Origin of the sequence: Grimontia sp. NTOU-MAR1 (genome assembly GCF_035758505.1) — a bacterium.
In the GTDB taxonomy this organism is placed as follows: Bacteria; Pseudomonadota; Gammaproteobacteria; order Enterobacterales; family Vibrionaceae; genus Enterovibrio; species Enterovibrio marinus.
In genome coordinates this window covers 785,339-809,303 of the sequence record NZ_CP142109.1, presented here as the reverse complement: position 1 = coordinate 809,303, position 23,965 = coordinate 785,339, and the positions used below count along the sequence as shown (strand labels likewise).

Below are 23,965 nucleotides of genomic sequence, written 5' to 3'. Positions count from 1 at the left end.
TTTTGCCAGCCAGCTCATATTCAATCCTGAACCTTCACATTAGGCTTAAAAAGCCGCTCATCCCAACCCGTTCAATCAGGTTAGTGTGCGGCCTACGTTATACAAGGTTACCCATGGAGGACTAACCATGTGGAAAGCAATTAAGGACGCTATTGCTAAGGTGTTTCCTATGACAATTTCAATTCACCCTGCCGTCGATAGTGGCGTGCGAATCAACGACACCGCTAGCTTTTCTGGCGGTACGTTGACCTGTAAGTGTGGCAGCAATCCAGTCGTGGTCAACATATCTTCACAAACCGCTCACAACCATGTGTGCGGTTGCTCGAAGTGTTGGAAACCAGAAGGAGCAACATTCTCTCAGATCGCCGTAGTTTCAAAGGACAACCTCTCGGTCGATGAGAATGCTGACAAGCTCTTTATCATTGACGAAAGCGCAGCCATTCAGCGTCATGCTTGCCGTGATTGCGGCGTGCATATGTATGGCCGTATTGAAGACGCCAACCATCCTTTCTATGGGCTCGATTTTGTTCACACAGAGTTGTCGCGAGAAAAAGGTTGGTCACCGCCAGAATTTGCGGCGTTTGTGTCTTCCATTATCGAAGCTGGCACCCCCCCAGAGCAAATGAAGGCCATCAGGGAAAGGCTACATGAATTGGGGCTAGAGCCTTATGACTGTCTCTCTCCACCACTAATGGATGCCATCGCCACCCATGTTTACAACCAGAGTAAGGCTGCTGGTTAATTCCTATTGTTTAACCCTTTTTAATACTGGCTTAAGCGTGTGCCGGTTTGCCACCGGCTTTTTCTTCAATCTAGACCGTCTACCTAAGTTAACCAAAAATCAAGTCATAATATATATCGCATGTAAACAAAATTAGACATCAATCCATTACTGATTTGCGTAGAGTTTGAGGAAATACATGGAAAAGAGCGCCGAAAAATGTGTAACCTACGCCAACGCTATCCCAGAACATGGAATGCCGTCACCTCCCCTTTCCGTATCACCGCAGATGCCTTAAACCGCCTGTTTCAGTTACTTTATAACTGGCTGATTAGCCTTCTCGAAACAGGTGAGCTCACGATTGAGTTGGAATCTGTCGGCGAGACTCCTCAAGCTGCCAAAGCCTTTTGGCAGAGAGACCGCGAAGGCGTTATCGCCATGGCGCAACGAAATCAGGTCAAGCTTGAGCAAGCGCTCAGGCTTCGTGATTTGAATGGCGATCCTGTGCCGCCATCAGATGAACGCTACGATTTCCATGTCGTCATGGGAAAAGGCTATTTCCCCATTGTCGGAAACTTGTTAGTCCCCACGGGCTCCGGAACTTTCAGAGGGCAAGGTAGCTATGTAAGAAGGAAAGCCCTCTCCGGCGCCTTGCGCGACGTCACCACGCACCCCACCGCACTATGTCCAATTGGTGGCTCAAATAATGATGGCATTTATACCCAATGTGGCTCTACCCTTTTATTTGATTTTGCCGTCAGCGGCTGTCTAAAAGATCCAGGGGATGGAGGTAACGGCATCATCATTGGTCATACGCCGCCCCAGCCGAGTGTTGCAGCAAGTTCTCAGCCCAACTCCCCGAAATACTGGGCAGGTCAGCCAAACCGCCTACCGCAAAAGCGATTCAACATCCCTTTGGTTTGGTCTGATCTCACCAGCTTTCAGCTCAATAATGGCGAAGGTGATACGGAAATCATCGTCCCTGCTCGCGGCACCTACAGCGATTCCAAAGAAGTATTGCTTGATGACACCATCGATGTGCCACTCGTCCGTTGGGTCAGAGCTTTTGATGCCAAGGGAAAAGAAGTCGCCCGTATCGCCAACATCGGCAAGAAACTGGATGGTAAATCCGTTGGTATCAAAGCATCCGACAAGCAAACCACCAGCAAACCCAAAACACAGGGTGAAACACGGGTCTACCATAAACCCATCAAACGTTTGGATACAACAACAACCGTTGTGGTGCCGGGTGGCTTACCCTCGTCAACAAAAACGGTCGAAGTCTCCTTCTATAATATGGAAGCCTATTACACTCTGCTTTCACAAATGACCCCTTATCTTCCGGGCAACTATTCCACCACTGCCCGCGCTTCATACAACGAGTTTATGAACATTGTCGTTGATGCTATGCCATGGAACGGCTTTGTGGGCATTGATGGTGCTTACAACACCCACGTAAACCTGATGGCGCGGGAAAATGGTCTGGACGGATGGTATTTCCCGGGCGGCTACGAAGACTACATGCACAACAGCTTTATTGGCTGTGCAGCGGTTAATAACGATGGTTGGGGCATATATATGTCTGATCCAACCCTGGGCAGTCGAAACACGGCTGACGAAAACCGTTGGCCAACCCCTGATGGTCAGCTGGAAGTACACCGTAAATGGACCTACATTGCATCGTCGAACGATCTCGGAAACTTTGACTGCTACGGCAACAAAGGCGGCGCAATTTATATGGGTGCCTGCTCTAACTCCATGCAGACTGGCAGTGTCGAGCACCATTTTGACAGCAACAACTACGACCCTTTCAACACCACTCAATATGGCGACCGCGCAGACCGGAACCCACTGCGTTGGACCAGTTTGATCGTATTCACAGCAGATTCGCGCCAGAATGAAATGGTGATCACCAGTACCCCTACAGATTCCCGTCGCGTCACCTATTGTAAAGCGCGTTTATTTTGGGAAACCCCAAGGTCAAGCTACCCGGACAGCAATGTCTACAGTGGTCTTAGTGGTAACCATTACACACACCCAAGACCGGATGATCTGGGTTCTCTGGTCAACGTGCGCCCGCCATCTATTGCTCACCTGCATATCACCCCGTACGATGAAAACGAGCGTGCAGCTGGAGATTTACAGGCAGAAAAAGGTGGCGCGGTTGAGTTGCAGGGGCTTTTCGCAGGAACCCGGAAGGTGCTCTTCAGGCCCTGGATTTATGACATTTCACCGCCGAAAAACCACCTCCCTCATGGTTGGAAGGTGGTGTTTTCTGCCAAAGACAAGAAACTCCCCGGCGCGGGGAAAGACGTCGCCCTTTCGGCAGATTCGATTGGTATTGCAGGCCAACATAAGCTCGATACCTTGTACTTCGGCACTCATGTACAGAACTTCAAAGGCGTTTCTATCGAACCTGGCAAAGTATTTACCATCTCTACGGATATATCGTTTCTGAGCGAAGATTTCGACGAGATAGATATGAACTTGCTGTCGGTTTCTGCCAACTATTTGGTCGATGAAATCAAGAAGACAGCAGGAACCCCAGCACCAAAGCTGCCAACGTCCCTGTTAATCATGCCTGCCAGAATACGTTTGTGGAAAAATGCAGTAGGCGCGAAGAAGTTTTACGTGGAAATTCCGCTGCTGAATACCGATGACGATGCCGTCAGTTTTCCAAATACCACTGACCGTAAACACTATTTCAAGATTAAAGTGGAGACCGCCACAGAAGACGATTCAGTCTAGCTGAGTCATCCAGAATAGGGAAAAGATAAGAGAAAGGGAGAGCTTCGGCTCTCCCTTTCTCTTGCATTCGCGGATTGTTTAAGCCCACTTCACCGATTCAGGCAACGTTTGCTCAAGAGCGAAGATGTGGCGAATCAATTGCGCTTCATGGGTTGCTTCGTGTTCAAGCAAATAAACCAATAACTCGTCGCGCTCTGGCGTCCAGTGGCTAATGGTATTTACCACTTCATCGAACGCGACTTCGGAAGATTTCAGTTTCTCGATCACATCGCCACGACATTCGGTCGATGCCAGTGAACATTCAAAGCCTGCCCACTCGCCTTTCAGCAACGATTTCGTATAGCTCTCCCGCGCACCGACAATACACCACATATGTTCACCAACAGACTTATTCTTCGGTACATTCAAATGGGTGGTAAACAGCTCTGGGTTTAAGGTATCAACAATCTCATTCAATGATTGAAAACGTTCGCACAGGTTCTTTAAAACAACGTCTCTCATGGTCTTCCTTGGGCTTTGAAACGAAAATCTGTACGAACCTTACCACATCGAAATACTGTGTATTTAGACAGTTATCTCAAATAAAACTTTTGACCTTTAAATAGAATAATTTCTACATTTCAGATGATTACGTCTTCATCAAACGCTTTACCCCAAACTTTTAATTGGTAGCTACGAAACTCAGGCACGTAATAAGGGTCTTGTTCGATGATCGCCTTTGCACGAGCCAGACTTGTTACCTCCATGATCCAAAGACCACCCACATACGCACCCCCGTTTTCATCTCTTAGCCCGCCGCCAACTAGAATCTCTGATTGGTTAGCACGCAAAAAATCGAGGTGTGCTTGACCATGGTGTTTACGGTGTTCAAGCATCTCTGGAGTATCAGTAAAAATAGCGACAATTCTCATTTCCTTTCTCCTTTATGAGTGTCCTTACCGTAATCTCTCACCACGTTTGCAACGCGAATACGATAGTTTTTAAACAAGCTTTCTTTTCCTTTTTGCTGCGCCAGTTGATGACGAAGGTTATTCCGCCAATGAGCGATCGCCTCTTCACTTTCCCAGAAAGACAGCGACAACATATGTTCCTCATTAGTCAGACTCTGAAAGCGCTCTACTGAGATAAACCCTTCAACCTCCATCAGTTCCTCACGAAGTACGGCAGCTATGTCAAGATACGTGCTTTTGTGCTCAGTATGGGGTTCCACTTCAAAGATAACGGCGATCATTTTGCTACCCTCGCTCCTTGCTTGTAGGTCGCATCCACCACTCTTAGGAATGAACGTTTTTCAGCTGCAATAAACTGCTCTTTGTTGGCGAACAGAAAATTCCGCTTCCCCGCCTCATCCGATCTAAGCCGTTCGCGGTAGGTTTCATACGATGCTAAGTCTGGAAACGAAATCAGGCCATAGGCCACATCGTTAGTGCCTTCATGGGGCATGAAATAGCCCAGTAAATCGCCTCCACACTCAGGAATAATCTTTCCCCAGTTCTTGGCATATTTTTCAAACTGACTTTGTTTGAACGGGTCGATACGGTATTCAATGAAACAGGTGATCATAGCTCCACGTCCTTATCCTTGTTGAGCGTTGGATAACAGCTTAAGCGTTGAAATCACCCTATGCTTCGACCGCCATCGAAGTAATACTCCGTCCGGACTGCTACCCTTACAGCAAAACACACAACCCGTATGCGTTATGGAACCGGACATCACTCAAACCGCCGCGCTTGTTGCCGATAGCGCCCGATCAAAAATGCTCATTGCACTGCTCGGCGGTAAAGCGTTGACCGCAACTGAACTGGCGTTGGAAGCCGATATTTCCGCGCAAACCGCCAGTAGCCACTTAGCAAAGTTGGTCGAAGGTGGTTTGCTGGTAGTGCGAAAACAAGGTCGCCATCGATACTTCCAACTTGCCGGTTATGAAATCGCAGAATTACTCGAACAACTGATGAACGTAACCGCTTCTATCAACCCTATTCACACTGGCCCTAGCGATATATCACTTTGTCATTCGCGTGTATGTTATGACCATCTGGCCGGTGAAGTTGCCGTTCAACTCTATGACTCTCTGGTGGCGCAAGGTTTGATTGAAGATGCGTTAATTGAGGCCAAGCTGACGGAAAAAGGGAAAGCCTTTTTTATTAGCTTGGGTGCTGACATCGAGGCGTTTGAAAGACAAAAGCGTCCTGTTTGTAAAGCCTGTCTGGATTGGAGTGAAAGGCGAACACACATAGCGGGGAGCCTTGGGAAGTGGATATTGGAATACTTACTTAGCCAGGGTTGGGCGCAGCAATTACCGGACTCAAGAGTTATTGAATTTACGCCTAAAGGTATCATCCGTTTCAGACAAACTTTTATTGCATAACGTACTGATTCAATGTCGCATGAGTGACTCAATTAAGGTCTAGAGACGACCCGAATCCATTAGCTACACTTAGCTCAACACAATAACAACGAGCTAAGGACAAGGACGTTATGAGCATACCCATTCCCCACCGCCCGAGCGGCTTTCTACTTGGTGACCCAGCCGCATCCGTCACCATTGATGCTTTCGTCGACATTCAATGCCCGCATTCACGTGCTATTTGGCCGAATCTGATGGCGGTAATGAATCACTACAAAGGGCAGTCAGTTAGCCTCAAAACTCACCTTATTACCTTGAGTAACCACCGTCAGGCGTGGGACATGAGTTTGGGGTTATTTGCTTTGGCTGAAGGTGATTCTGAGAAGTTTTATTGCTTCGCCACCTTCTTGTATGAGCGGCAGGATACGTTCTACAACGGCCAGTTTCTCCATAAGACCCATGAAGATCTGAGAAACTTGGTTGCTGATTATGCCATGGAACATGGCAAAGTTGACCGTGAAGCTTTCATCGAGCGAATGGACAGCAGCGATGTTTACGTGCAAGGCAGAACACCGATTCGCTATGCGGCGACACGATCAGTCTGGGCGACACCCACCGTCTTTATCAACAATGCAGGTTTGGTTCCGGTCGACCACAACTCTAGCTTGGAAGACTGGCAGGCAGCAATTGATCCCTTGTTGAAATAGCCAAACTATGTAAAAAGAAAAATCAGCCCCGAGAGGCTGATTTTTTTGTTCCCTTACAAACCGCTAAGAGAGGTCTGCTTTATCCGCTGCTGCAATCTGTTGTTGCGCCTTTTCGGATTCTGATTTGAGTAAGTCAAACCACTTCTTACCGTCTTTCACGTTCTCCTGGAACCAGATATAAACTGGCGCTGCGGATTCCTGAAACTTGGCTTTTTCTTCTGGAGTTGGCACGTAAAGCTTACCGCCAGCTTTCTTGAAGGCATCGTAAGCGGCGATCGATTTACGCTTTGGAGAAGCGAACGTTGCCTGTTGCAGTGCACGGAAGCCATCGACAATCACTTTGCGTAGCTCTGGTGGCATATCCAGGAAGGCTTCGTTGTTCATGTACCAAAGCGCTGACATGTAGGCATGACCGTCCAAAGTAACGTATTTCAAACCTGCTTCTGGGAACTTCATGCCCATGATGTCGGTAATGCCGTTTTTCGAACCTTCAACCACACCCGTTTGGAATGAGGTGTAAAGCTCAGGCCATGGGATTGGTGTTGGGCTTGCACCCAGCGCTTTCACCAATACCTGTGGCAAATCAGCAACCACGGTGCGGATTTTCAGGCCTTCCAAATCACTTGGCTGTTTCACCGTGCGCTTGGTGTTAGCAAAGTTACGCCAGCCGCCAGTGTTACCTATTGCCATCAGACGCAGTTTATCATCGGTATCGGCAAGAATAGCTTTACGCAGTTCACGCACGAAGTCACCCTGCAAAACGGCTTCTGCGGTACGGTCATTTGGCAGTACATAAGGGAGATCGAGAACCTGAATATACGGGAACATGTTCGCCGCACCGCCAGAGGTGGAAATATAGATATCGACTGAACCGTCTTCTACCGCCTGAATACACTCGGTACCGTTACCACAAAGTTGGGTACCAATATAAAGATCAACTTTGATTTTGCCGTTCGAGTGAGATTCAACGAAGTCTTTAAAGACGATCAGGCCATCATAGTCTTCGTCATTTTCGTTGGAGTTAGCCACTGCGCGAAGGTTGAAGTCCGCCGCCATGGCTGGCACTGACAATGCTGCGGTGGTCATTAATCCAGCCAGCAACGCCAGAGCACTTCCCTTCAATGCTTTACACATTTTGTTTACCGTTATTTTCATACTTCACCTTTTCACTTCCGTGATTGCCAGCCCAAAGGCTGTTCCACATAAGGTGAGAACTTACGTTCTCAGTTTATAAATTCCTGAATCATGCCAGACCCAACCATTGTGGAATGGTCATAGAAAGAGACGGGAAAAACGTAATCAGGAAGATCACTACCACTTCCACTGCCAAGAACGGCAGAATCGCGCGGGACAGGGTTTCGACTTTCTCGCCAGATACGCTTGATGCCACAAACAGCACCAGTCCCATTGGAGGCGTCGCCAAGCCCACCGTGAGGTTCACACTCATGATGATGGCGAAATGCACTGGGTCTATACCCAGACTGACAAAAACCGGCGCCAAAATTGGCCCCAGAATAATGATGGCCGGCCCTGCATCGAGGAACATGCCAACAATAAAAAGCAGGATGTTGATAAGGAACAGTAAGATCAGCGGATTCTCACTGATACTCAGCGTCCAATGCGCCATAGATTCTGCAGCATGGGAAAGTGACACTACAGTTTTAAACGCCAATGCTGCACCCACCAACAACAGGATTACGGCTGACGATTTAGCACTCGCCGTAAAAATGTCCGGGATATCTTTCAGCCTCAAAGTGCGAAGCACGAACATGCCCACAACCAGGGTATAAAGTACGGCGACGGCAGAAGCCTCAGTCGGTGTAAAGATGCCTCCCAATATACCGCCCAGAATGATCACAGGAGTCAACAGCGGCCAGAAAGCCTTTCTGGTGGCTGTTCCGCGTTCACGCCAAGTTGCTTTTTCGCTCGCAATCGGCAGGTTCTGGTGTTTTGCCATCAGCGCGATCAAAAGCATCAAGCCGCTACCGATCATCACGCCGGGAACCACACCCGCCGCAAACAGTGCTGCCACAGAGATTTCCATGGTGTAGGCGTAAATTATCATGATGCCGGACGGTGGAATGATTGGACCAATTACCGAAGACGCCGCGGTAATGGCGGCGGCAAACTTACGTGAGTATCCATTCTTCTCCATCGCTGGGATCATCATGGAACCGATGGCAGAGGTATCCGCCACGGCAGAACCGGAAAGCCCCGCGAACAGCATGCTCGACATCACGTTAACGTGGGCTAGACCACCGCGTACATGTCCAATCAGGGATTGCGAGAAGTTCACCAAGCTTAGCGTGATGCCACTTCGGTTCATGACCTCCCCCGCGAGCATAAAGAATGGAATGGCCATCAGCGGGAAAGAGTCGATTCCGTTGTAGATATTACGGAATAGTAAGGGAATATCCCTATCCATGCCTTCTGCAAAAAGCATGAACCCCGGAGCGGCGAGCAGCGCGAAAAACACGGGCATGCCAACGAGAAGGAAAACCAAAAACAGAGGTAGAAAGAAGATCAACATTTACAGCCACATCCTTATGATTACCAACGCCTGGCTACTTAGCTTTCTCCAGCTTGTGCAGCGATGGCATCCTCTTCTTTATGAGTAAGCGCTTTCAGGAACATTTCTAAGTTAGCGAGTAGCATGGTGCCGAAACACACAGGCATAGCGAGATAAATCCAAGCCCGTTTCAACGGAAATGACGCTGCACGGGTTCGAAAACCGCGGTCAAAGAATTCCAGTGCGATAACGAACAGTTGGACCAGCACAGCAAAGGCAATCACCAGCAGCAGAATGCGAATCACCTGCGCCACCTTTGGCGACAGATAATTGAAAATCATATCGATAGAGACAAACATGCCCTTTCGATACGCCTGCCCCGCCACCAGTGCCATCATCCAAATCATCAATGCCCGGGCGACTTCTTCCGGCCAAGGCAATGCAGCATTGAACACATAGCGACACACCACCTGCAGCAGAATGCTGGATACCATCAAGGCCACCAGCACCCATGCTACGGATGCGCCTGTGCGATCCAATGTGTTATTGACGGTTTCCAGCACCGAAATGACTGACTTCACTACTGCCATTAAGCGACTTCTCCTACCTTGCCAAAGCGGCTGCGTTCGAACACCAATCCATCTCCCTGCTGCGAGTGAAAGCCAGTCACTTTACCAAGCAGGATATCGTGGTCACCCGCGCTGACGACGCCATTCAGGTCGCAATCAAACCAGGCCACTGCCCCTTCAATAATGGCACGACCACTTGGTGCACGTTGGAGCTCGACACCGCGGAAGCGCTCTTCATGGCTGTCACGGCAGAACTTCATCGCAAGCTCGGAATGTTCCACCGCCAACACACTCACGGTGTAGCCACCCGATTCAAGAATGGGCTGCTTGGTCGATGAAGTGCGGTTAATACTCCAAAGTACAATTGCAGGTTCCAAGGAGACTGAATTGAATGACGAACAAGTCAATCCATAATCCTGCCCTTCATGACGCGCTGTAATCACTGTTACGCCCGTAGCAAAGCAGGAAAGCGCGTTTCTCAGTTCACGGCTCATGCGACCTCCTCCCCTGCTGCAGCCGTCCAAAGCTCGAACCAGATTTCTCTGTCTATTGTCACCTTCAGTGCATCGTTGATGCCTCGGATACGTTCAAGATTATTGGTTCCCAACACAGGTAAAATGCCTGCAGGGTGTGCGAGTAGCCAAGCAATCGCGACGGCGTCAATACCGACACCGAACTTCTCGGCCTCGCGATGCAGCAAAGGTTTCACGCGCTGCGCAGTCTCACTGTTACCAAACAGTTCGCCGCCCGCCAGTGGCGACCATGCCATCGGTTTAATGCCGTCTTTTTGTAGGAAAGCCAGCGTGCCATTGGTAAAGGAATCTCTGCTCATCAGACTCATTTCGATTTGGTTGGTCACCAGCGGATGGCGCATGCCAGATTGCAACAACTCCCAGTCCCAGGATTTGAAATTGGATACGCCGACCGCTTTCACCAAGCCTTCATCAATCAGTGAATCAAGGGCGCTCCCTGTTTCACAATGATCCATAAACGGATCCGGGCGATGTACCAGCAGCAAATCCAGGTAGTCCGTTTTCAAGTTCTGCAGAGAGTTGGTGACTGACTGACGGATGTGTGCTTCTGAGGTGTCATAGTATTTGACACAGCGGTTCGGGTATTTTTCTGAGAGCAACATAATGTCGCATTTCGACACCAGTTGAATCTGGTCACGCAACGAAGGGGTCGCTTCAAGCACCTGACCAAAAACCGCTTCGCAAGAGTAGTCACCATAGATGTCAGCATGGTCAAAGGTGGTAATACCTTGTTCCAGACACGCATCGACTTTCGCGCGCACATGTGCTTCTGAAGTATCTTTATCATCCGATAAACGCCAAGCGCCATAAACCAGACGGCTGAATGCAGACAGTGAAGGATGCAGTTCTGTGTATTTCATTATTTGCGCTCTCCTGCGCCAAGTGGAGTCAGTGGTGTACTTACTGGAACACGGCCGTATTCTTCAGGCATTGAGCAAGTTTTCAGCTCGGGTAGAATTTTCTGGCCGACAATTTCACATTCAGATTTGTGCGGGTAGCCAGAGAAGATAAAGGCGCGGATACCCATTTTCTTGTAGCGTTCAATCTTGGTCAGCACCTGATCGACACTGCCCACCAGTGCAGCACCACAGCCAGAACGGGCGCGGCCAACGCCGGTCCAAAGATTCGGTTCAGTAAAACCAAACTGATCTGCCTGCTCACGCTGTTTAGACTGAAAAGCCACGCCAAGACTTTTCGAGTCCAACGCTCTCTCGCGGATCGACTGACCAAAATTATCGTCCAGTTTCGAAACCAACGATTCGGCATATTCACGTGCTTCGGTTTCGGTATCACGGACAATCATGTGAACACGAAGGCCATAATCCAGAGTACGACCATGACGTTGCGACACTTCATTGACCGCTTTCATGCGCGATTCCAGCATATCTTCGGTTTCAGGCCACATCAGGTAGACGTCGCAGTCTGAACCACACAGTTCGAGGGCGTCCGGGGAATAGCCACCGAAGTAAAGCAGCGGTCCGCCGTTTTGCTGATAGGGGCGCACAGGATCGGCAGAAAGCGTGTCCAGTTTGTAGATTTCACCGTCGTAGCGGATTTCATCCCGCGTCCAAGCCTGACGAAGAATATCGACCACTTCTTTTGAACGGCGGTAGCGGTAAGCACTATCCGCTTTCTCACCTGGGAAATCAGAGGAGATAATATTCAGCGTCAAACGCCCTTTCATGATGTGATCAAGCGTCGCGACGGAACGGGCTAGCATGGCTGGATGCACTTCACCGCAGCGAATGGCTGCCAACAGATTAATGCGCTCGGTAAGCGGCCCCATCGCGGAAGCAAAAGTCAGAGTGTCTTGCCCTACCTGATACGAAGACGGACATAGGATGTTACGAAAGCCTTGCTTCTCAGCAGTCAAAACGATGTCTCGGGTATTTTCCCAACTGCTTCGTAACGCGCCATCAGGCACCCCTAAATAGCGATAATCATCGCTACAAAGCGGCGCAAACCATGATACCTCTGTGGCATCTAACCCCTCACTCGTGATAGGCACGACACTCATCCGAACTCTCCTGTTTCTATAAAAAGCCAACCAACATTCTTCTTGTTGCTTTTCACTACCAACGAATTGAAAATGATTGGTGAATGAATTGTTAATAAATGCTATAAGATTTACAAATAAAGTAAATCAATGATGAATGAATTCATTCACTCTATGAGCTTAAAAATAGAGAAATGCTCAGTAACCTTCTAATATGTCGGCAGTTATTAATTTTGAGATTTTTAGAAAATGAGTGAATCAACACGATTACCCTTGTTCATCCAGATAAGTGAGTTGTTGCGGAGAGAAATCTCGGCAGGTTATTGGTTACCGGGAGAAAGGCTGCCTACTGAGGCGGAACTGGCAAAAAAGCTGGGCGTTGCTGTCGGCACGCTGCGAAAAGCGCTGAACGAGCTAGAACAGAATGGATTACTGGAAAGAATCCAGGGCTCAGGCACTTACGTGAAAAATACGCCTGATAATTCGGCGGTGTACCACTTTTTCCGCCTTGAATTGAAATCCGGGGGTGGGTTACCAAACGCCGATTTTCTGAGCGTTGAACAGCACACCAACACCTATGTGGCGTCTTTGTTGGGGCTGGAATCAAACGCGCAACTATGGCGTTTCCGCCGATTGAGAAAACTCGACCAACAGCCTGCTGCTATGGAAGAGATTTGGATAAGCGGTGAGCACAAAGAAGATATTGCCCCAGACGGTCTCGTGGAATCGCTATATGTGTATTACCGCGAGAAGCTCGGCTTTTGGATTTCAAAGGTGCAGGACAGCATTACAGTCGATCATGTGCCCGACTGGAAACATCAAGACTTTAAACCCGAGATTGGCTCAGCCTGTGGCTATATCGAGCGCTTGAGTTGGTCAAACCGGGATCGTATTGAGGAGGTTTCTTTCACTTGGTACGACCCGGTAAACGTGCGCTATGCAGCGCGATGGACATAACGACAACGATAGCCACTAAGGCTATAAAACAAACGCAACGGACGGACTGAATGACAGATAAAGTAATTCGCTATGGCATTCTTGGATGCGGCATGATGGGACAAGAGCACATTCGGAACATTCAACTTTTAGAGAATGTAAAGATCACCGTGCTTGCCGAACCTAACGCAGAAATGCGCCAAAAAGCACACGCGTTGGTGCCAACCGCCCGCTCAGTTGAAGGTTTGGATGAATTACTTGAAGCAAACGATGTCGATGCCCTCGTTATCGCGACCCCAAACTTTCAGCATGCAGAGCAATTGTTAGGCATCATGAGCCGCTGCACATTGCCAATCTTGATTGAGAAACCCATCTGTACGCAGATTGATGATGTTGCGCGTTTGGTAGAAGCCGCCAAATCCCACCCTGCACCGATTTGGGTTGCGATGGAATATCGCTATATGCCACCTATCACACTGATGCTTGATTTACTCGCGCAAGGCGAGATTGGCCAGCGCCATCTGTTTTCAATTCGCGAGCACCGCTTTCCTTTCCTGCATAAAGTGGATGACTGGAACCGTTTCAACCACAAAACCGGCGGAACGCTAGTCGAGAAATGCTGCCACTTCTTTGATTTAATGCGACTGATGGCCAACGCTAACCCTGTTCGAGTCTTTGCATCCGGAAGTCAGGCCGTCAACCATAAAGACGAATCCTATAACGGCGAAGCACCAGACATCCTCGATAATGCTTATGTCACCGTAGAATTCGACAACGGCACCCGTGCCAGCTTGGAGCTTTGCATGTTCGCCGAAGGCTCCCGCTACCAAGAAGAGATCAGCGTTGTCGGTGACAAAGGCAAGGTGGAATGTCTGGTTCCCGGCCCCGGCCGTTTCTGGCCGACAGACACCCTTGGCGATCCCCCTGTCGCCCAAGTCATTTCCAGTCCCCGCGATCCCAAGGGACCAAAACAAATGGAAGTGCCTGTCGACCCGACCCTTCTCGAAGCTGGTGACCATAATGGTTCCACTTTCTATCAACACCAGAAATTCCAACGCGCCGTCTTAGGTGAGCAAGACGTTGAAGTGTCATTGGAAGATGGCTTGAAAGCCGCAGTAATTGGGCTCGCGGCGCAGGAGGCGATTAAACGGAATCAGTTGGTGACTTTTACCAGCAAAGGCTTGGGCTTTGAATAGCAGATATGACATTCCCCCATGAATGTAAATTTACGCAAATGATAATCGTTATCATTGATATATTTATAAAGGCGACGTATTTTAGGGGGAAGTAAAGTAGTCAGAGAAGAACAATGAATAAACCAAGCCCTATTTTGTTGACTGTAGAAGCGACCACTGCAGTCACCCCTAACATGCAACGCATTGTGATGCATGGAGAAGGTCTTTGCCGTTTTCCCACAAACTGTGAAGGCGGCTATATCAAACTCTTGTTTGCGCCGGACGGCAGTACGGACCTTAGTTCGCTTACTGCAGACCAAAGGCCTGTTATGCGTACGTATACCATTCGCGATTTAGATTTTAGTATTCATACCATTACCGTTGATTTTGTCCGTCATACCATTGATGACTGTGGCTGTGGTCATGCTGCGCGTTGGGCAATGAACGCAAAAGTTGGAGATACCATCAATATTGCAGGTCCAGGCACAATTCAGGAAATCAACAAAGAGGCCGATTGGTTCTTCATGGTTGCTGACATGACGGCGCTTCCTGCGCTTTCTGTAAAAATCGCCACTCTTCCTCACCACGCTCTAGGTCATGCTGTCATTGAAGTGGAGTCTGAAGATGACATTCAACCTCTCCATGCACCAGAAGGTATGCAAATCGACTGGTTGGTCAAAGGTGAAAAAACACTGGCAGGACAAGTTCGCGATAAAAAGTGGTTTGATGGAGAAGCTGCCGTATGGTGCGCGTGTGAATTTGATTCCATGCGCGCGCTTCGTCAATATTTCCGCAATGACAGAGAAGTCGATAGAGAAAATATCTACATCAGCAGTTATTGGAAAGACGGCGTTACCGAGGAAGGCCACAAAGTGATCAAGCGAAAGGATGCGGAAGCCATCGCATAAGCTCGAGACCAACATAATAAACAAATCCAGCCGCGATCATTGCAGCATGATTTTTCTGTGTTTGCTGGTATGTTGACAATGGCAATCTTTTCAGACTTTGCAAGTACAAGGAAGTATCAATGAGTCGTAATCCCTTCGAATGCCATAGCTGGCACAGCGAGATTTTTCAGTGCAAAAGTACTGACGTCAGCCATTTTTACTCACTACTTGAACAGGAGAAAGTCAGACTCGGCCTCAACACAATGAAACTTGGGGAAGCGGGCGGGTACCCTTTGTGGTTCATGCAATCACCGGAACAAAACGCCGGAAATCATAATGTGCTCATTAGCGCTGGGTTTCACGGTGAAGAGGCCGCAGGGCCATGGGGGCTTTTGCACCTTTTACAGCAAATGGATGCGTGTCTATTTGAGCAGGTAAACCTAAGCCTGCTGCCTTTGGTTAACCCGACTGGCTTTGCCAATGGTCATAGATTCAATGAGCTCGGTGAAAACCCTAACCGTGGCTTTTATCTGGAAAGTGGTGTTCCTAAACCGGGAGAAGACACCTCATTGGAAGGCAAAATTTTACTTGAGCACACTGAACTTCTTCTGGCTGCAAGTTGCGATGGGATACTGACCTGCCATGAAGATGTGCTGCAGACGGATACCTATGTGTATACCTTTGAGCCTGCCGAAACGCCAGGGGCATTTAGCCACACTTTAAGAGATGCTTTGGGGGAATTTTTCCCCATCGCCAAAGACGGCAGTATTGACGACTGTCCTGTCCAAGATGGCGTTATCTTCAATCACTTCGACACCTCTTTCGAATCTTTTTTGGTACAACAAGGTGCCCGTGTTGGCTGTTGTAGCGAAACACCTGCCCAACAAAGCCTCGACCAGCGCATCTTAGCGAACGCCTCGGTAATGAATGCATTTTTAGCAATGACCAAGACACCTGTTTAAGTTTGTAGTTTAAACAATGAACCAACTACCCGAAGATTTGTGGGCAGTTGGCTTTTTTAAAAGACCTATACCCTAACGACCTGAAGATGCAGGATTCAGGTCGTTAGGGTATAAAGAAACATGGCAGACAGAAATGCAAAGGCCACGCAATGCGTGGCCTTCATTTGACTAAAGCTAAATATCACCCAGTCTTCAGGCGATATTCTTGCTCCAGTGATTCTGCCGCTTTTTCAGCGATGGGATTTAAAAGTTCACTCCCTATCGCAGCAAACAGACTCTTCTTCATGTCTCGGGACCAAAAGCGGCGAATATGACAAGCCACTTCGTCTACCGTTTCATGCTCGGTCCTTCCATGCTTTAAGTTATCAGCAATCTGGTTCGCCATCGCATAAAGGCGTTCGTTACGATGAAGTTCACCGTCCATGTTCACTCCTAACTGTTACTGTCTTGCGTCGCCGCAGATAAATGAGCTTGTTGCTGTTCATCGAATTCACGGAAACGCTGCTGCCAATCCGCCTGTTCAACCGCAACTTTCACCTGGACGGCGGTCACCTTGTACTCAGGACAGTTAGTTGCCCAATCTGAGTTTTCCGTGGTGATGACGTTGGTACCAGACACCGGATGGTGGAAGGTGGTGTAAACCACGCCCGGCTGCATACGGTCACTGATTTTTGCTGGTAGTGTAATTTCACCTGCACGGCTGGCAATGCGAACTGGAGAACCGTCTGTGATACCACGGTCCTCTGCATCAAGAGGGTGTATTTCCAGTACGTCTTCCTGATGCCACTGGCTGTTGTCGGTACGACGAGTCTGCGCGCCAACGTTGTATTGAGAAAGGATACGCCCTGTCGTCAGCAACAGTGGGAAGCGTTTGTTAACCTTCTCTTCTGTTGCTACGTACTCCGTGACCACAAAGCTGCCTTTACCTTTTACAAACTCGCCAATATGCATGGTTGGGGTGCCCAAAGGCGCCTCGTCATTACAAGGCCACTGTATAGAGCCCAACTCATCCAGTTTTTCGTAGCTCACGCCATGGAAGGTCGGCGTCAGCTTAGCGATTTCATCCATGATTTCGGAAGGATGGTTGTAATGCATTTCGTAGCCCAGAGCATTAGCGAGATCCATGGTTGCTTCCCAATCGGCTTTACCGGAAAGCGGTGCCATCACTTTACGGACTGGCGAAATACGACGCTCAGCGTTAGTAAAAGTACCGTCTTTTTCGAGGAAGCTGGCACCTGGGAGGAATACGTGCGCAAACTTCGCGGTTTCGTTGAGGAAAATGTCCTGAACGATCAGACATTCAAGTGACGTGAGCGCTGCTTCAACGTGCTGGATATTAGGGTCTGATTGGGCGATATCTTCGCCTTGCACATACATGCCTTTAAATCGACCTGCGATGGCGGCGTCAAACATATTAGGTATGCGAAGTCCCGGTTCATCATCAATCGGCACACCCCACTCACCTTCGAACAACGCACGTACATCTGGGTCTGATACATGTCGATAACCCGGTAACTCATGCGGGAATGAGCCCATATCACAGCTACCTTGTACGTTGTTCTGGCCGCGCAGCGGGTTCACGCCCACACCTTCACGACCAATGTTACCTGTCGCCATCGCAAGGTTAGCAATTGCCATCACAGCAGAGCTGCCTTGGCTGTGTTCGGTAACACCAAGCCCATAATAAATTGCGCCGTTTCTCTCTTTAGCAAACATTCTTGCTGCTTCACGGATCAACATAGCCGGTACACCCGTGGCACTTTCCATCGCTTCTGGCGAGTGGTGAGGCTCTCCAATAAAATCCCGCCATTTTTTGTAAGCGGCCATATCACAACGTTCTTCTATATACGCTGTATCTTCCAACCCTTCGTTAACGATGACATGCGCCAACGCGTTCAACACAGCGACATTCGTACCAGGACGTAATTGAAGATGATATTGTGCTCGGACATGCGGTGCGTTAACCAAGTCAATTTCTCTTGGATCAATCACAATAAGCTTTGCGCCATCACGCAGGCGGCGCTTTAACTGTGAAGCAAATACTGGGTGACCATCTGTTGGGTTCGCGCCAATAATAATCACAGCATCTGCTTTCTGCACTGAGTCAAAGGTTTGGGTTCCCGCTGATTCGCCCAAGGTAGTTTTCAAACCATAACCCGTTGGTGAATGACAAACCCGGGCACAGGTATCCACGTTGTTGGTACCAAACCCAGCACGCACCAATTTCTGCACCAGATAGGTTTCTTCATTGGTGCAGCGGGAAGAGGTAATTCCTCCCAACGCATTCGCGCCGTGTTTGTCGCGGATCGCTTTGATCTTGTCTGCAGCAAAGCCAATCGCTTCTTCCCAACTGACTTTGCGCCAGGGCTCATGGATAGAATCGCGGATCATCGGGTCAGTCACACGATCTTTGTGGGTTGCGTAGCCAAAAGCAAAGCGACCTTTCACACAAGAATGACCTTGATTCGCTTTGCCATCTTTATGCGGCACCATTCGTATCAACTCATCGCCTCGCATTTCGGCGCGGAAAGAACAACCAACACCGCAATACGCACAGGTCGTCACACGATAATGGCTCGGTGTGCCCAGCTCAATTACGCTTGTTTCTGTCAGTGCAGCCGTAGGACAGGCTTGTACGCAAGCGCCGCAGGAAACACACTCGGAATCCATAAAGCTCTCCGCGCCTGCAGTAATGCGGGATTTAAATCCACGGCTTTCTACAGTCAGAGCATGTTGCCCCTGAATTTCTTCACAGGCACGGACACACCGTGAACAGACAATGCACTTGCTGGTGTCGAAAGTAAAATAGGGATTAGACGTGTCTTTTTCCATATTAAGGTGGTTGCTACCTTCAAACCCATACCTCACGTCGCGAAGACCCACTGCACCGGCCATGTCCTGTAATTCACAGTCGCCATTCACCGCACAGGTCAAACAATCCAGGGGATGGTCTGAGATGTACAACTCCATAACGTTACGTCGTAACTTACGGAGTGCCTCATTTTGTGTGGTCACCACCATGCCTTCAGCAACGGGGGTGGTACAGGCAGCCGGCTTTCCGCGCATCCCTTCAATTTCCACCACGCACATGCGGCAGGAACCAAACGCTTCGAGCGAATCTGTCGCACACAATTTGGGAATTTGAATGTTTAGGATGGAAGACGCATGCATGACTGATGTTCCTTCCGGCACAGTCACAGGCCAACCATCAATGGTCAACGATATTTGCTTAACATCCTCGCCTTTAACAGGAGGTGTTCCGAAATCTTTGCTGCCTTGCTCAATGGGAATATAGAACTCAACCATTGTCTACTCCTCAGCGGCTACTTGCCGCCACTGTTCACTTGGGCACCCGCGTTTTTCACGAGCCCGAAATCTTCAGGAAAGTGCTTCAAGGCACTTTTTACCGGAAACGGCGTCATCCCGCCCATGGCACAGAGCGAACCCTGCTCCATGGTCTCGCACAAATCATCCAGTAGTTCCTTACTCGCTAGCTTCTCTTCGCCTTCTGCTTCAAGAAGCTGGTCTATCACTTCCGCGCCACGTACCGCACCAATCCGGCAAGGCGTGCATTTCCCGCAAGATTCCAGCTCGCAGAACTCCATAGCGAAACGTGCCATTTGGCTCATATCAGTCTGGTTATCGAACGCGACAACACCCCCATGTCCCAGCATGGCACCGCGTGCGGCAAGATGTTCATAGTCCAAATCCGTGTCCCAGTCGTGCTCGGCAATATAAGCGCCAAGAGGACCACCAATTTGTACCGCTTTAAGCGGCTTTCCACTCCGGCTTCCTCCACCGAAGTCAAACAGCAGCTCTCGAATGGAGACGCCAAAAGCCAGCTCGAACAGCCCTGGTTGTTTGATGTTCCCTGCCAACTGAATCGGCATGGTGCCGAGGGAGCGTCCCTGACCGAAGTCTTTGTAGTAATCAGCCCCTTTTGACAGGATGATGGGCACAGATGCTAGTGAGATGACGTTGTTAATGACGGTTGGCTTGCCAAAAAGACCCTCAATGGCAGGAAGTGGTGGCTTGTTTCTTACCAATCCGCGCTTACCTTCCAGACTCTCCATAAGCGATGTTTCTTCACCACAAATATATGCTCCTGCCCCCATGCGGAGCTCCAAATCGAAGTGTTTACCACTACCGCAGATATCTGCACCTAGATAACCCGCCGCATAAGCATTTTCGATGGCCTGAGTAAAGATCTTGCAAGCATTAGGGTACTCAGAACGGGTATAGACATAACCCTGAGATGCACCGACAGCGATGGCACATATGATCATCCCTTCAATCAGCGTGAACGGATCGCCTTCCATCAGCATTCGGTCGGCAAAGGTCCCCGAGTCACCCTCGTCCGCATTGCAGATCACATACTTTTGGCCTGGAGGTTGATCTGAGACGGTTTGCCACTTGATACCCGTGGGGAACGCCGCCCCACCTCTACCACGGAGGCCAGAGGTTTTTACTTCGTCGAGAATGTCCTGAGTAGTCATACCCAGCGCTTTTCCCAGCCCGACAAAACCGCCTTTGCTTCGGTAGTCTTCTATATCCAGCGGGTCGACAAAGCCAACACGCTCAAAGGTCAGCCTTTGTTGACGTTTTAGCCAGGGAAGTTCTGTCGTAAGCCCCAAACAAAGCGGATGTTCAAGTGCGACGCTACCCTCTTCATCTGGCGCAAAGAAACGAAGAGCCAGCAACGAATCGACGTCATCTTCGAAAACAGGGCCGAAGGCAACACGGCCTTGCGCGGACTCTACTTCAATCATTGGCTCCAGCCAAAACAAGCCATGGGATCCGTTGCGGACAATAGTGAGAGATTCACCCATGGCTGCAGCACTGTGCGTCAAACGCTCGGCCACTTTCTCTGCCCCACGGGAAACAGAAGAAGAGTCGAGGGGAACATAAATGCGATAACTCATGGCGCTTTCACCTCGATAACTTGGGTGAGCAGCGAGTTGACCAGATTGTCGAACTCCTCACCATTCATTTCACCGTAGATATCGTCTCCTACACGAACGCAGGGCGAGTACATGCAGTTACCCAAGCAATAGACTGGCTCCAAAGTAAAGTTGTTATCTTTGGTGGTTTCATGGAAGCCAATACCAAGTCGGGATGTTGCGTGTTTCTCCAGCGCGAGCGAACCCATGGACTGGCAAGATTCAGCGCGACAGATTTGAATAACATGTCCCCCAGGAGGGTGACTACGAAACTCATGGTAAAAGCTGATCACGCCGTGCACGTCAGCATTAGACAAATTCAGTCCATGCGCAATCATCGGCACAGACGCCGGAGGCACATAACCCAAATGATGTTGAATATGGTGTAGCACAGGTAACAGCGCGCCCGGTTTGGCTTTAAACGAATTGATCGCCTCTGCCACCACCGCGCGCTCCTGCTCCGTCAAAGCGCTACGCTGAGCTTGGTTTTCCATTGGCTATCCTTGCTGTTCATCTTGGTAACACTGTGTTACCAGTGTTCTTTTCAATTGTAGAGCCAATCATTCAACCCCCTGTTCCCGAATTGAGACCCAATCAGGTCGCAATGCGACGCTCCTAATAGAAAAGCATGGCCAAAACTGACTGGTTTTTATACAAATTTTTTCTATGGCGTCACACAATAATTAATTGTTACCCCACAGTAATTGACAGTTTACTCACTGAAGATGAGACTAACATTTGTTTAACAACCTAACAGGTGTTAGCTCTATGACCTCCCGCGAAGATGAAATACTGAAATTGATCAAAGAGGATCCCTTCATCCAGCAACAGAGCATTGCGGATAAGCTGAAAATCAGCCGGTCTGCCGTGGCTGTCCATATTATGAATATGACGCGAAAAGGGGTGATCCGTGGAAAAGGTTATATTGTCGACCGCCCGCAGTATGTGGTGGTGATTGGCGGTACCAACATGGACATTCTCGGTCAGCCAGAAGTAGCGCTGGTTGAGCGCGATTCCAACCCAGGGAAAATCACGGGTTCAGCGGGCGGCGTAGGGCGGAATATTGCAGAAAACCTTGCAAGGCTTGGGGTCGATACCAAGTTAATATCAGTTGTCGGTGATGACCCTTATGGCAATGTCGTGCTTGAAGCGACGAGAAAAGCCGGCGTCGATGTTAAAGCTGTCAGTCAACTGACTGGACAAACGACCTCTACCTATCTCTCGTTGCTCGATGCCCATGGCGATATGCTGGCAGCTGTATCAGATATGTCGATTCTGGAACACCTGAACATCGGTTTACTCGCTCAGCATAGTGACCTTATTCAGCATGCTTCTGCCATCATCATCGACACCAATATTAATGAAGATGTGCTCGCTTATCTGTTCAGCAATTTCCAAGAACAAGTCATTTACCTAGATACGGTTTCGACCGCTAAAGCGGTTAAATCCAAACCGTATCTCAAACATATCCACACGCTAAAACCAAACTTACTCGAGGCCCAGACAATCTCGGGCTTACCGCTCAATTCTGACGAAGATATCGACGACATTGCAGATTGGTTCATTAACCAAGGGATCACCCGTTTATTCCTTAGCCTTGGAGCCGATGGCATTCTCTACCGCTCAGCAGAAGATACCGAATTGATCCGGGCACCCAAAGTGCAAGTAGTCAACGCCAACGGGGCTGGGGACGCATTTCTTGCAGGGCTAGTGTACGGACAAATGAATAACTTAACGGACGCAGAGTCCTGCTGCTTTGCGCTCGGCTGCGCCATGCTCACGATGGAACATGCCCAGACAATTAACCCAACCATTACCGAATTGATGGTGCAACAGCGCCTAGGGTCTGCTGACCTTTGGTGATGATTTTTGCAGCAAACAAAATTTAACCCAAAAAGGTCAACAGACCCTATAGGAAGCCTCATGTTAAACACTTATCTCGATATTCACCCTGAAGTGCAACAAGCCTTAGCAGAAGGCAAACCTGTGGTCGCATTGGAATCGACCATCATCTCCCATGGCATGCCTTATCCAGAAAATGTTGAAACAGCATTTCGTGTTGAACAGGCAGTGCGTGACAACGGAGCGATTCCTGCCACCATTGCGATTCTCAAAGGCCGCTTGAAAGTGGGTTTAAGCAAAGACGAGATTACTTATCTGGGTCAACAGGGTCAGTTGGCAGTCAAAACCAGCCGCCGCGATATTCCTTTCATCGTCGCGAGCAAGGCAGACGGTGCAACCACAGTGGCTTCAACGATGATCCTTGCTGATATGGCCGGAATCCGCGTATTTGCAACGGGCGGTATCGGCGGTGTTCATCGGGGCGCCGATACCAGCTTTGATATCTCTGCCGATTTAGAAGAATTGGCAGAAACAAATGTGGCGGTGGTATGCGCGGGGATTAAGTCTATTCTCGATTTGGGACTCACTCTGGAGTATCTGGAAACCAAAGGTGTACCTGTCATTGGTTATGGCACAGAAATGCTGCCAGCGTTTTATACGCGGGAAAGTCAGTTTGGTGTCGATTACCGAATTGACAGTCCTGAACAGATAGCAGCAGCGTTGAAAGCCAAGTGGGATATGCAACTTAAAGGCGGTGCGGTCATTGCCAACCCAGTTCCCATCGAGCACGCACTCAAAAGTGAAGAAATTGACGGCGTCATCGAAGCCGCGATTACTGAAATGGATGACAAAGGAATAAAAGGCAAGGATTCTACACCATTTTTACTCGCCAAAGTTGCGGAAAAGACAGCTGGAAACAGCCTCAAATCCAACATAGCGTTGGTGCTTAACAACGCCGCCCTTGCCGCGAGAATCGCAGTTTCATACAGTGGTTGAGTCGTTTTTTGCCAATTACCCTAAAAATTCATTACACCTCTAAACACCTTGAGTACCTAAAAATCGGCATCAAGGTGTCCGTTTTCATACGATAAAA

General features: G+C 49.1%; 24 protein-coding genes. 10 read left to right on the top strand and 14 right to left on the bottom strand.

What is annotated here, in order from left to right:
• Positions 1–169: 169 nt before the first annotated feature.
• Together gfa and VP504_RS21630 are read left to right on the top strand one after the other, a co-directional pair.
• Positions 170–742: an S-(hydroxymethyl)glutathione synthase gene (gene gfa, locus VP504_RS21635; protein WP_325895412.1), complete on the top strand. Its 573-nt coding sequence runs from the start codon at positions 170–172 to the stop codon at positions 740–742.
• Between the two features lie 198 nt (positions 743–940).
• Positions 941–3,469, top strand: a complete 2,529-nt coding sequence (locus VP504_RS21630; RefSeq protein WP_325895411.1) for a hypothetical protein — start codon at positions 941–943, stop codon at positions 3,467–3,469.
• A gap of 78 nt (positions 3,470–3,547) precedes the next feature.
• On the opposite strand, the gene VP504_RS21625 is transcribed toward VP504_RS21630, so the two are convergent.
• From VP504_RS21625 to VP504_RS21610, 4 genes are all read right to left on the bottom strand, one after another.
• Positions 3,548–3,970: a hypothetical protein gene (locus VP504_RS21625; RefSeq protein WP_325895410.1), complete on the bottom strand. Its 423-nt coding sequence runs from the start codon at positions 3,968–3,970 to the stop codon at positions 3,548–3,550.
• Positions 3,971–4,089: 119 nt separating this feature from the next.
• Positions 4,090–4,380, bottom strand: coding sequence for a YciI family protein (locus tag VP504_RS21620; protein WP_325895409.1), 291 nt, complete (start codon positions 4,378–4,380; stop codon positions 4,090–4,092).
• Entirely contained in the window at positions 4,377–4,700 is a 324-nt protein-coding gene (locus tag VP504_RS21615) for an antibiotic biosynthesis monooxygenase family protein (protein WP_325895408.1), read from the bottom strand. The genes VP504_RS21620 and VP504_RS21615 overlap by 4 nt, the downstream gene beginning before the upstream one ends.
• Positions 4,697–5,032, bottom strand: coding sequence for an NIPSNAP family protein (locus tag VP504_RS21610; RefSeq protein ID WP_062714006.1), 336 nt, complete (start codon positions 5,030–5,032; stop codon positions 4,697–4,699). Before VP504_RS21610 ends, VP504_RS21615 begins: the two co-directional genes overlap by 4 nt.
• Before the next feature lie 136 nt (positions 5,033–5,168).
• On the opposite strand from VP504_RS21610, the gene VP504_RS21605 reads away from it, so the two are divergent.
• Together VP504_RS21605 and VP504_RS21600 are read left to right on the top strand one after the other, a co-directional pair.
• Entirely contained in the window at positions 5,169–5,837 is a 669-nt protein-coding gene (locus tag VP504_RS21605) for an ArsR/SmtB family transcription factor (protein ID WP_325895407.1), read from the top strand.
• 110 nt (positions 5,838–5,947) lie between these two features.
• Entirely contained in the window at positions 5,948–6,523 is a 576-nt protein-coding gene (locus VP504_RS21600; protein WP_325895406.1) for a DsbA family protein, read from the top strand.
• Between the two features lie 63 nt (positions 6,524–6,586).
• Here the strand turns inward: VP504_RS21600 and VP504_RS21595 are convergent, their stop codons facing one another.
• The 6 genes from VP504_RS21595 to VP504_RS21570 form a co-directional block, all read right to left on the bottom strand.
• Positions 6,587–7,678 carry a TRAP transporter substrate-binding protein gene (locus VP504_RS21595; protein ID WP_062714000.1) on the bottom strand — a complete coding sequence of 364 codons (1,092 nt, stop codon included), beginning with the start codon at positions 7,676–7,678 and terminating at the stop codon, positions 6,587–6,589.
• A gap of 88 nt (positions 7,679–7,766) precedes the next feature.
• Positions 7,767–9,053, bottom strand: coding sequence for a TRAP transporter large permease (locus VP504_RS21590; protein ID WP_325895405.1), 1,287 nt, complete (start codon positions 9,051–9,053; stop codon positions 7,767–7,769).
• A 38-nt stretch (positions 9,054–9,091) separates the two neighbouring features.
• The gene (locus VP504_RS21585) at positions 9,092–9,622 is read right to left on the bottom strand and encodes a TRAP transporter small permease (protein WP_325895404.1); all 531 of its coding nucleotides are present in this window, start codon (positions 9,620–9,622) and stop codon (positions 9,092–9,094) included.
• Positions 9,622–10,095, bottom strand: coding sequence for a flavin reductase family protein (locus VP504_RS21580; RefSeq protein WP_325895403.1), 474 nt, complete (start codon positions 10,093–10,095; stop codon positions 9,622–9,624). Before VP504_RS21580 ends, VP504_RS21585 begins: the two co-directional genes overlap by 1 nt.
• On the bottom strand, positions 10,092–10,994 hold the full coding sequence (locus VP504_RS21575) for an aldo/keto reductase (RefSeq protein WP_325895402.1): 903 nt from the start codon (positions 10,992–10,994) through the stop codon (positions 10,092–10,094). The genes VP504_RS21580 and VP504_RS21575 overlap by 4 nt, the downstream gene beginning before the upstream one ends.
• Positions 10,994–12,151, bottom strand: coding sequence for an LLM class flavin-dependent oxidoreductase (locus VP504_RS21570; RefSeq protein ID WP_325895401.1), 1,158 nt, complete (start codon positions 12,149–12,151; stop codon positions 10,994–10,996). The genes VP504_RS21575 and VP504_RS21570 overlap by 1 nt, the downstream gene beginning before the upstream one ends.
• Before the next feature lie 228 nt (positions 12,152–12,379).
• Here VP504_RS21570 and VP504_RS21565 point away from each other — a divergent pair, with 228 nt between their 5' ends.
• The 4 genes from VP504_RS21565 (at position 12,380) to VP504_RS21550 (ending at position 16,090) form a co-directional block, all read left to right on the top strand.
• Entirely contained in the window at positions 12,380–13,087 is a 708-nt protein-coding gene (locus tag VP504_RS21565) for a GntR family transcriptional regulator (protein WP_325895400.1), read from the top strand.
• A 50-nt stretch (positions 13,088–13,137) separates the two neighbouring features.
• Positions 13,138–14,262, top strand: coding sequence for a Gfo/Idh/MocA family protein (locus tag VP504_RS21560; RefSeq protein WP_325895399.1), 1,125 nt, complete (start codon positions 13,138–13,140; stop codon positions 14,260–14,262).
• Positions 14,263–14,375: 113 nt separating this feature from the next.
• Entirely contained in the window at positions 14,376–15,149 is a 774-nt protein-coding gene (locus VP504_RS21555) for a siderophore-interacting protein (protein ID WP_325895398.1), read from the top strand.
• Positions 15,150–15,268: 119 nt separating this feature from the next.
• On the top strand, positions 15,269–16,090 hold the full coding sequence (locus tag VP504_RS21550; RefSeq protein WP_325895397.1) for an N-acetyl-ornithine deacetylase: 822 nt from the start codon (positions 15,269–15,271) through the stop codon (positions 16,088–16,090).
• Positions 16,091–16,271: 181 nt separating this feature from the next.
• Here VP504_RS21550 and VP504_RS21545 read toward each other — a convergent pair whose 3' ends face one another.
• From VP504_RS21545 to VP504_RS21530, 4 genes are read right to left on the bottom strand one after another with little or no spacing between them, the layout of a single operon-like run.
• Entirely contained in the window at positions 16,272–16,514 is a 243-nt protein-coding gene (locus tag VP504_RS21545; protein ID WP_325895396.1) for a formate dehydrogenase subunit delta, read from the bottom strand.
• An 8-nt stretch (positions 16,515–16,522) separates the two neighbouring features.
• Complete coding sequence (fdhF, locus tag VP504_RS21540) at positions 16,523–19,396, bottom strand: formate dehydrogenase subunit alpha (protein ID WP_325895395.1); 2,874 nt, start codon at positions 19,394–19,396, stop codon at positions 16,523–16,525.
• A 17-nt stretch (positions 19,397–19,413) separates the two neighbouring features.
• Positions 19,414–21,012 (bottom strand): formate dehydrogenase beta subunit, encoded by a 1,599-nt coding sequence (locus VP504_RS21535; protein WP_325895394.1) that lies wholly within the window; start codon positions 21,010–21,012, stop codon positions 19,414–19,416.
• Positions 21,009–21,524, bottom strand: a complete 516-nt coding sequence (locus tag VP504_RS21530) for a formate dehydrogenase subunit gamma (protein WP_062715123.1) — start codon at positions 21,522–21,524, stop codon at positions 21,009–21,011. Before VP504_RS21530 ends, VP504_RS21535 begins: the two co-directional genes overlap by 4 nt.
• Before the next feature lie 274 nt (positions 21,525–21,798).
• Here VP504_RS21530 and VP504_RS21525 point away from each other — a divergent pair, with 274 nt between their 5' ends.
• Together VP504_RS21525 and VP504_RS21520 are read left to right on the top strand one after the other, a co-directional pair.
• A complete protein-coding gene (locus VP504_RS21525; protein ID WP_325895393.1) occupies positions 21,799–22,893 on the top strand; it encodes a PfkB family carbohydrate kinase in 1,095 nt (364 codons plus the stop codon).
• 60 nt (positions 22,894–22,953) lie between these two features.
• Positions 22,954–23,868 carry a pseudouridine-5'-phosphate glycosidase gene (locus tag VP504_RS21520; protein WP_325895392.1) on the top strand — a complete coding sequence of 305 codons (915 nt, stop codon included), beginning with the start codon at positions 22,954–22,956 and terminating at the stop codon, positions 23,866–23,868.
• Positions 23,869–23,965: the final 97 nt, after the last annotated feature.

Excerpts from the sequence above, each read along its gene's own strand:
- gfa (WP_325895412.1), top strand. The coding sequence starts at position 170 with ATGACAATTTCAATTCACCCTGCCGTCGATAGTGGCGTGCGAATCAAC.
- VP504_RS21630 (WP_325895411.1), top strand. The coding sequence starts at position 941 with ATGTGTAACCTACGCCAACGCTATCCCAGAACATGGAATGCCGTCACC.
- VP504_RS21625 (WP_325895410.1), bottom strand. The coding sequence starts at position 3,970 with ATGAGAGACGTTGTTTTAAAGAACCTGTGCGAACGTTTTCAATCATTG.
- VP504_RS21620 (WP_325895409.1), bottom strand. The coding sequence starts at position 4,380 with ATGAGAATTGTCGCTATTTTTACTGATACTCCAGAGATGCTTGAACAC.
- VP504_RS21615 (WP_325895408.1), bottom strand. The coding sequence starts at position 4,700 with ATGATCGCCGTTATCTTTGAAGTGGAACCCCATACTGAGCACAAAAGC.
- VP504_RS21610 (WP_062714006.1), bottom strand. The coding sequence starts at position 5,032 with ATGATCACCTGTTTCATTGAATACCGTATCGACCCGTTCAAACAAAGT.
- VP504_RS21605 (WP_325895407.1), top strand. The coding sequence starts at position 5,169 with ATGGAACCGGACATCACTCAAACCGCCGCGCTTGTTGCCGATAGCGCC.
- VP504_RS21600 (WP_325895406.1), top strand. The coding sequence starts at position 5,948 with ATGAGCATACCCATTCCCCACCGCCCGAGCGGCTTTCTACTTGGTGAC.
- VP504_RS21595 (WP_062714000.1), bottom strand. The coding sequence starts at position 7,678 with ATGAAAATAACGGTAAACAAAATGTGTAAAGCATTGAAGGGAAGTGCT.
- VP504_RS21590 (WP_325895405.1), bottom strand. The coding sequence starts at position 9,053 with ATGTTGATCTTCTTTCTACCTCTGTTTTTGGTTTTCCTTCTCGTTGGC.
- VP504_RS21585 (WP_325895404.1), bottom strand. The coding sequence starts at position 9,622 with ATGGCAGTAGTGAAGTCAGTCATTTCGGTGCTGGAAACCGTCAATAAC.
- VP504_RS21580 (WP_325895403.1), bottom strand. The coding sequence starts at position 10,095 with ATGAGCCGTGAACTGAGAAACGCGCTTTCCTGCTTTGCTACGGGCGTA.
- VP504_RS21575 (WP_325895402.1), bottom strand. The coding sequence starts at position 10,994 with ATGAAATACACAGAACTGCATCCTTCACTGTCTGCATTCAGCCGTCTG.
- VP504_RS21570 (WP_325895401.1), bottom strand. The coding sequence starts at position 12,151 with ATGAGTGTCGTGCCTATCACGAGTGAGGGGTTAGATGCCACAGAGGTA.
- VP504_RS21565 (WP_325895400.1), top strand. The coding sequence starts at position 12,380 with ATGAGTGAATCAACACGATTACCCTTGTTCATCCAGATAAGTGAGTTG.
- VP504_RS21560 (WP_325895399.1), top strand. The coding sequence starts at position 13,138 with ATGACAGATAAAGTAATTCGCTATGGCATTCTTGGATGCGGCATGATG.
- VP504_RS21555 (WP_325895398.1), top strand. The coding sequence starts at position 14,376 with ATGAATAAACCAAGCCCTATTTTGTTGACTGTAGAAGCGACCACTGCA.
- VP504_RS21550 (WP_325895397.1), top strand. The coding sequence starts at position 15,269 with ATGAGTCGTAATCCCTTCGAATGCCATAGCTGGCACAGCGAGATTTTT.
- VP504_RS21545 (WP_325895396.1), bottom strand. The coding sequence starts at position 16,514 with ATGGACGGTGAACTTCATCGTAACGAACGCCTTTATGCGATGGCGAAC.
- fdhF (WP_325895395.1), bottom strand. The coding sequence starts at position 19,396 with ATGGTTGAGTTCTATATTCCCATTGAGCAAGGCAGCAAAGATTTCGGA.
- VP504_RS21535 (WP_325895394.1), bottom strand. The coding sequence starts at position 21,012 with ATGAGTTATCGCATTTATGTTCCCCTCGACTCTTCTTCTGTTTCCCGT.
- VP504_RS21530 (WP_062715123.1), bottom strand. The coding sequence starts at position 21,524 with ATGGAAAACCAAGCTCAGCGTAGCGCTTTGACGGAGCAGGAGCGCGCG.
- VP504_RS21525 (WP_325895393.1), top strand. The coding sequence starts at position 21,799 with ATGACCTCCCGCGAAGATGAAATACTGAAATTGATCAAAGAGGATCCC.
- VP504_RS21520 (WP_325895392.1), top strand. The coding sequence starts at position 22,954 with ATGTTAAACACTTATCTCGATATTCACCCTGAAGTGCAACAAGCCTTA.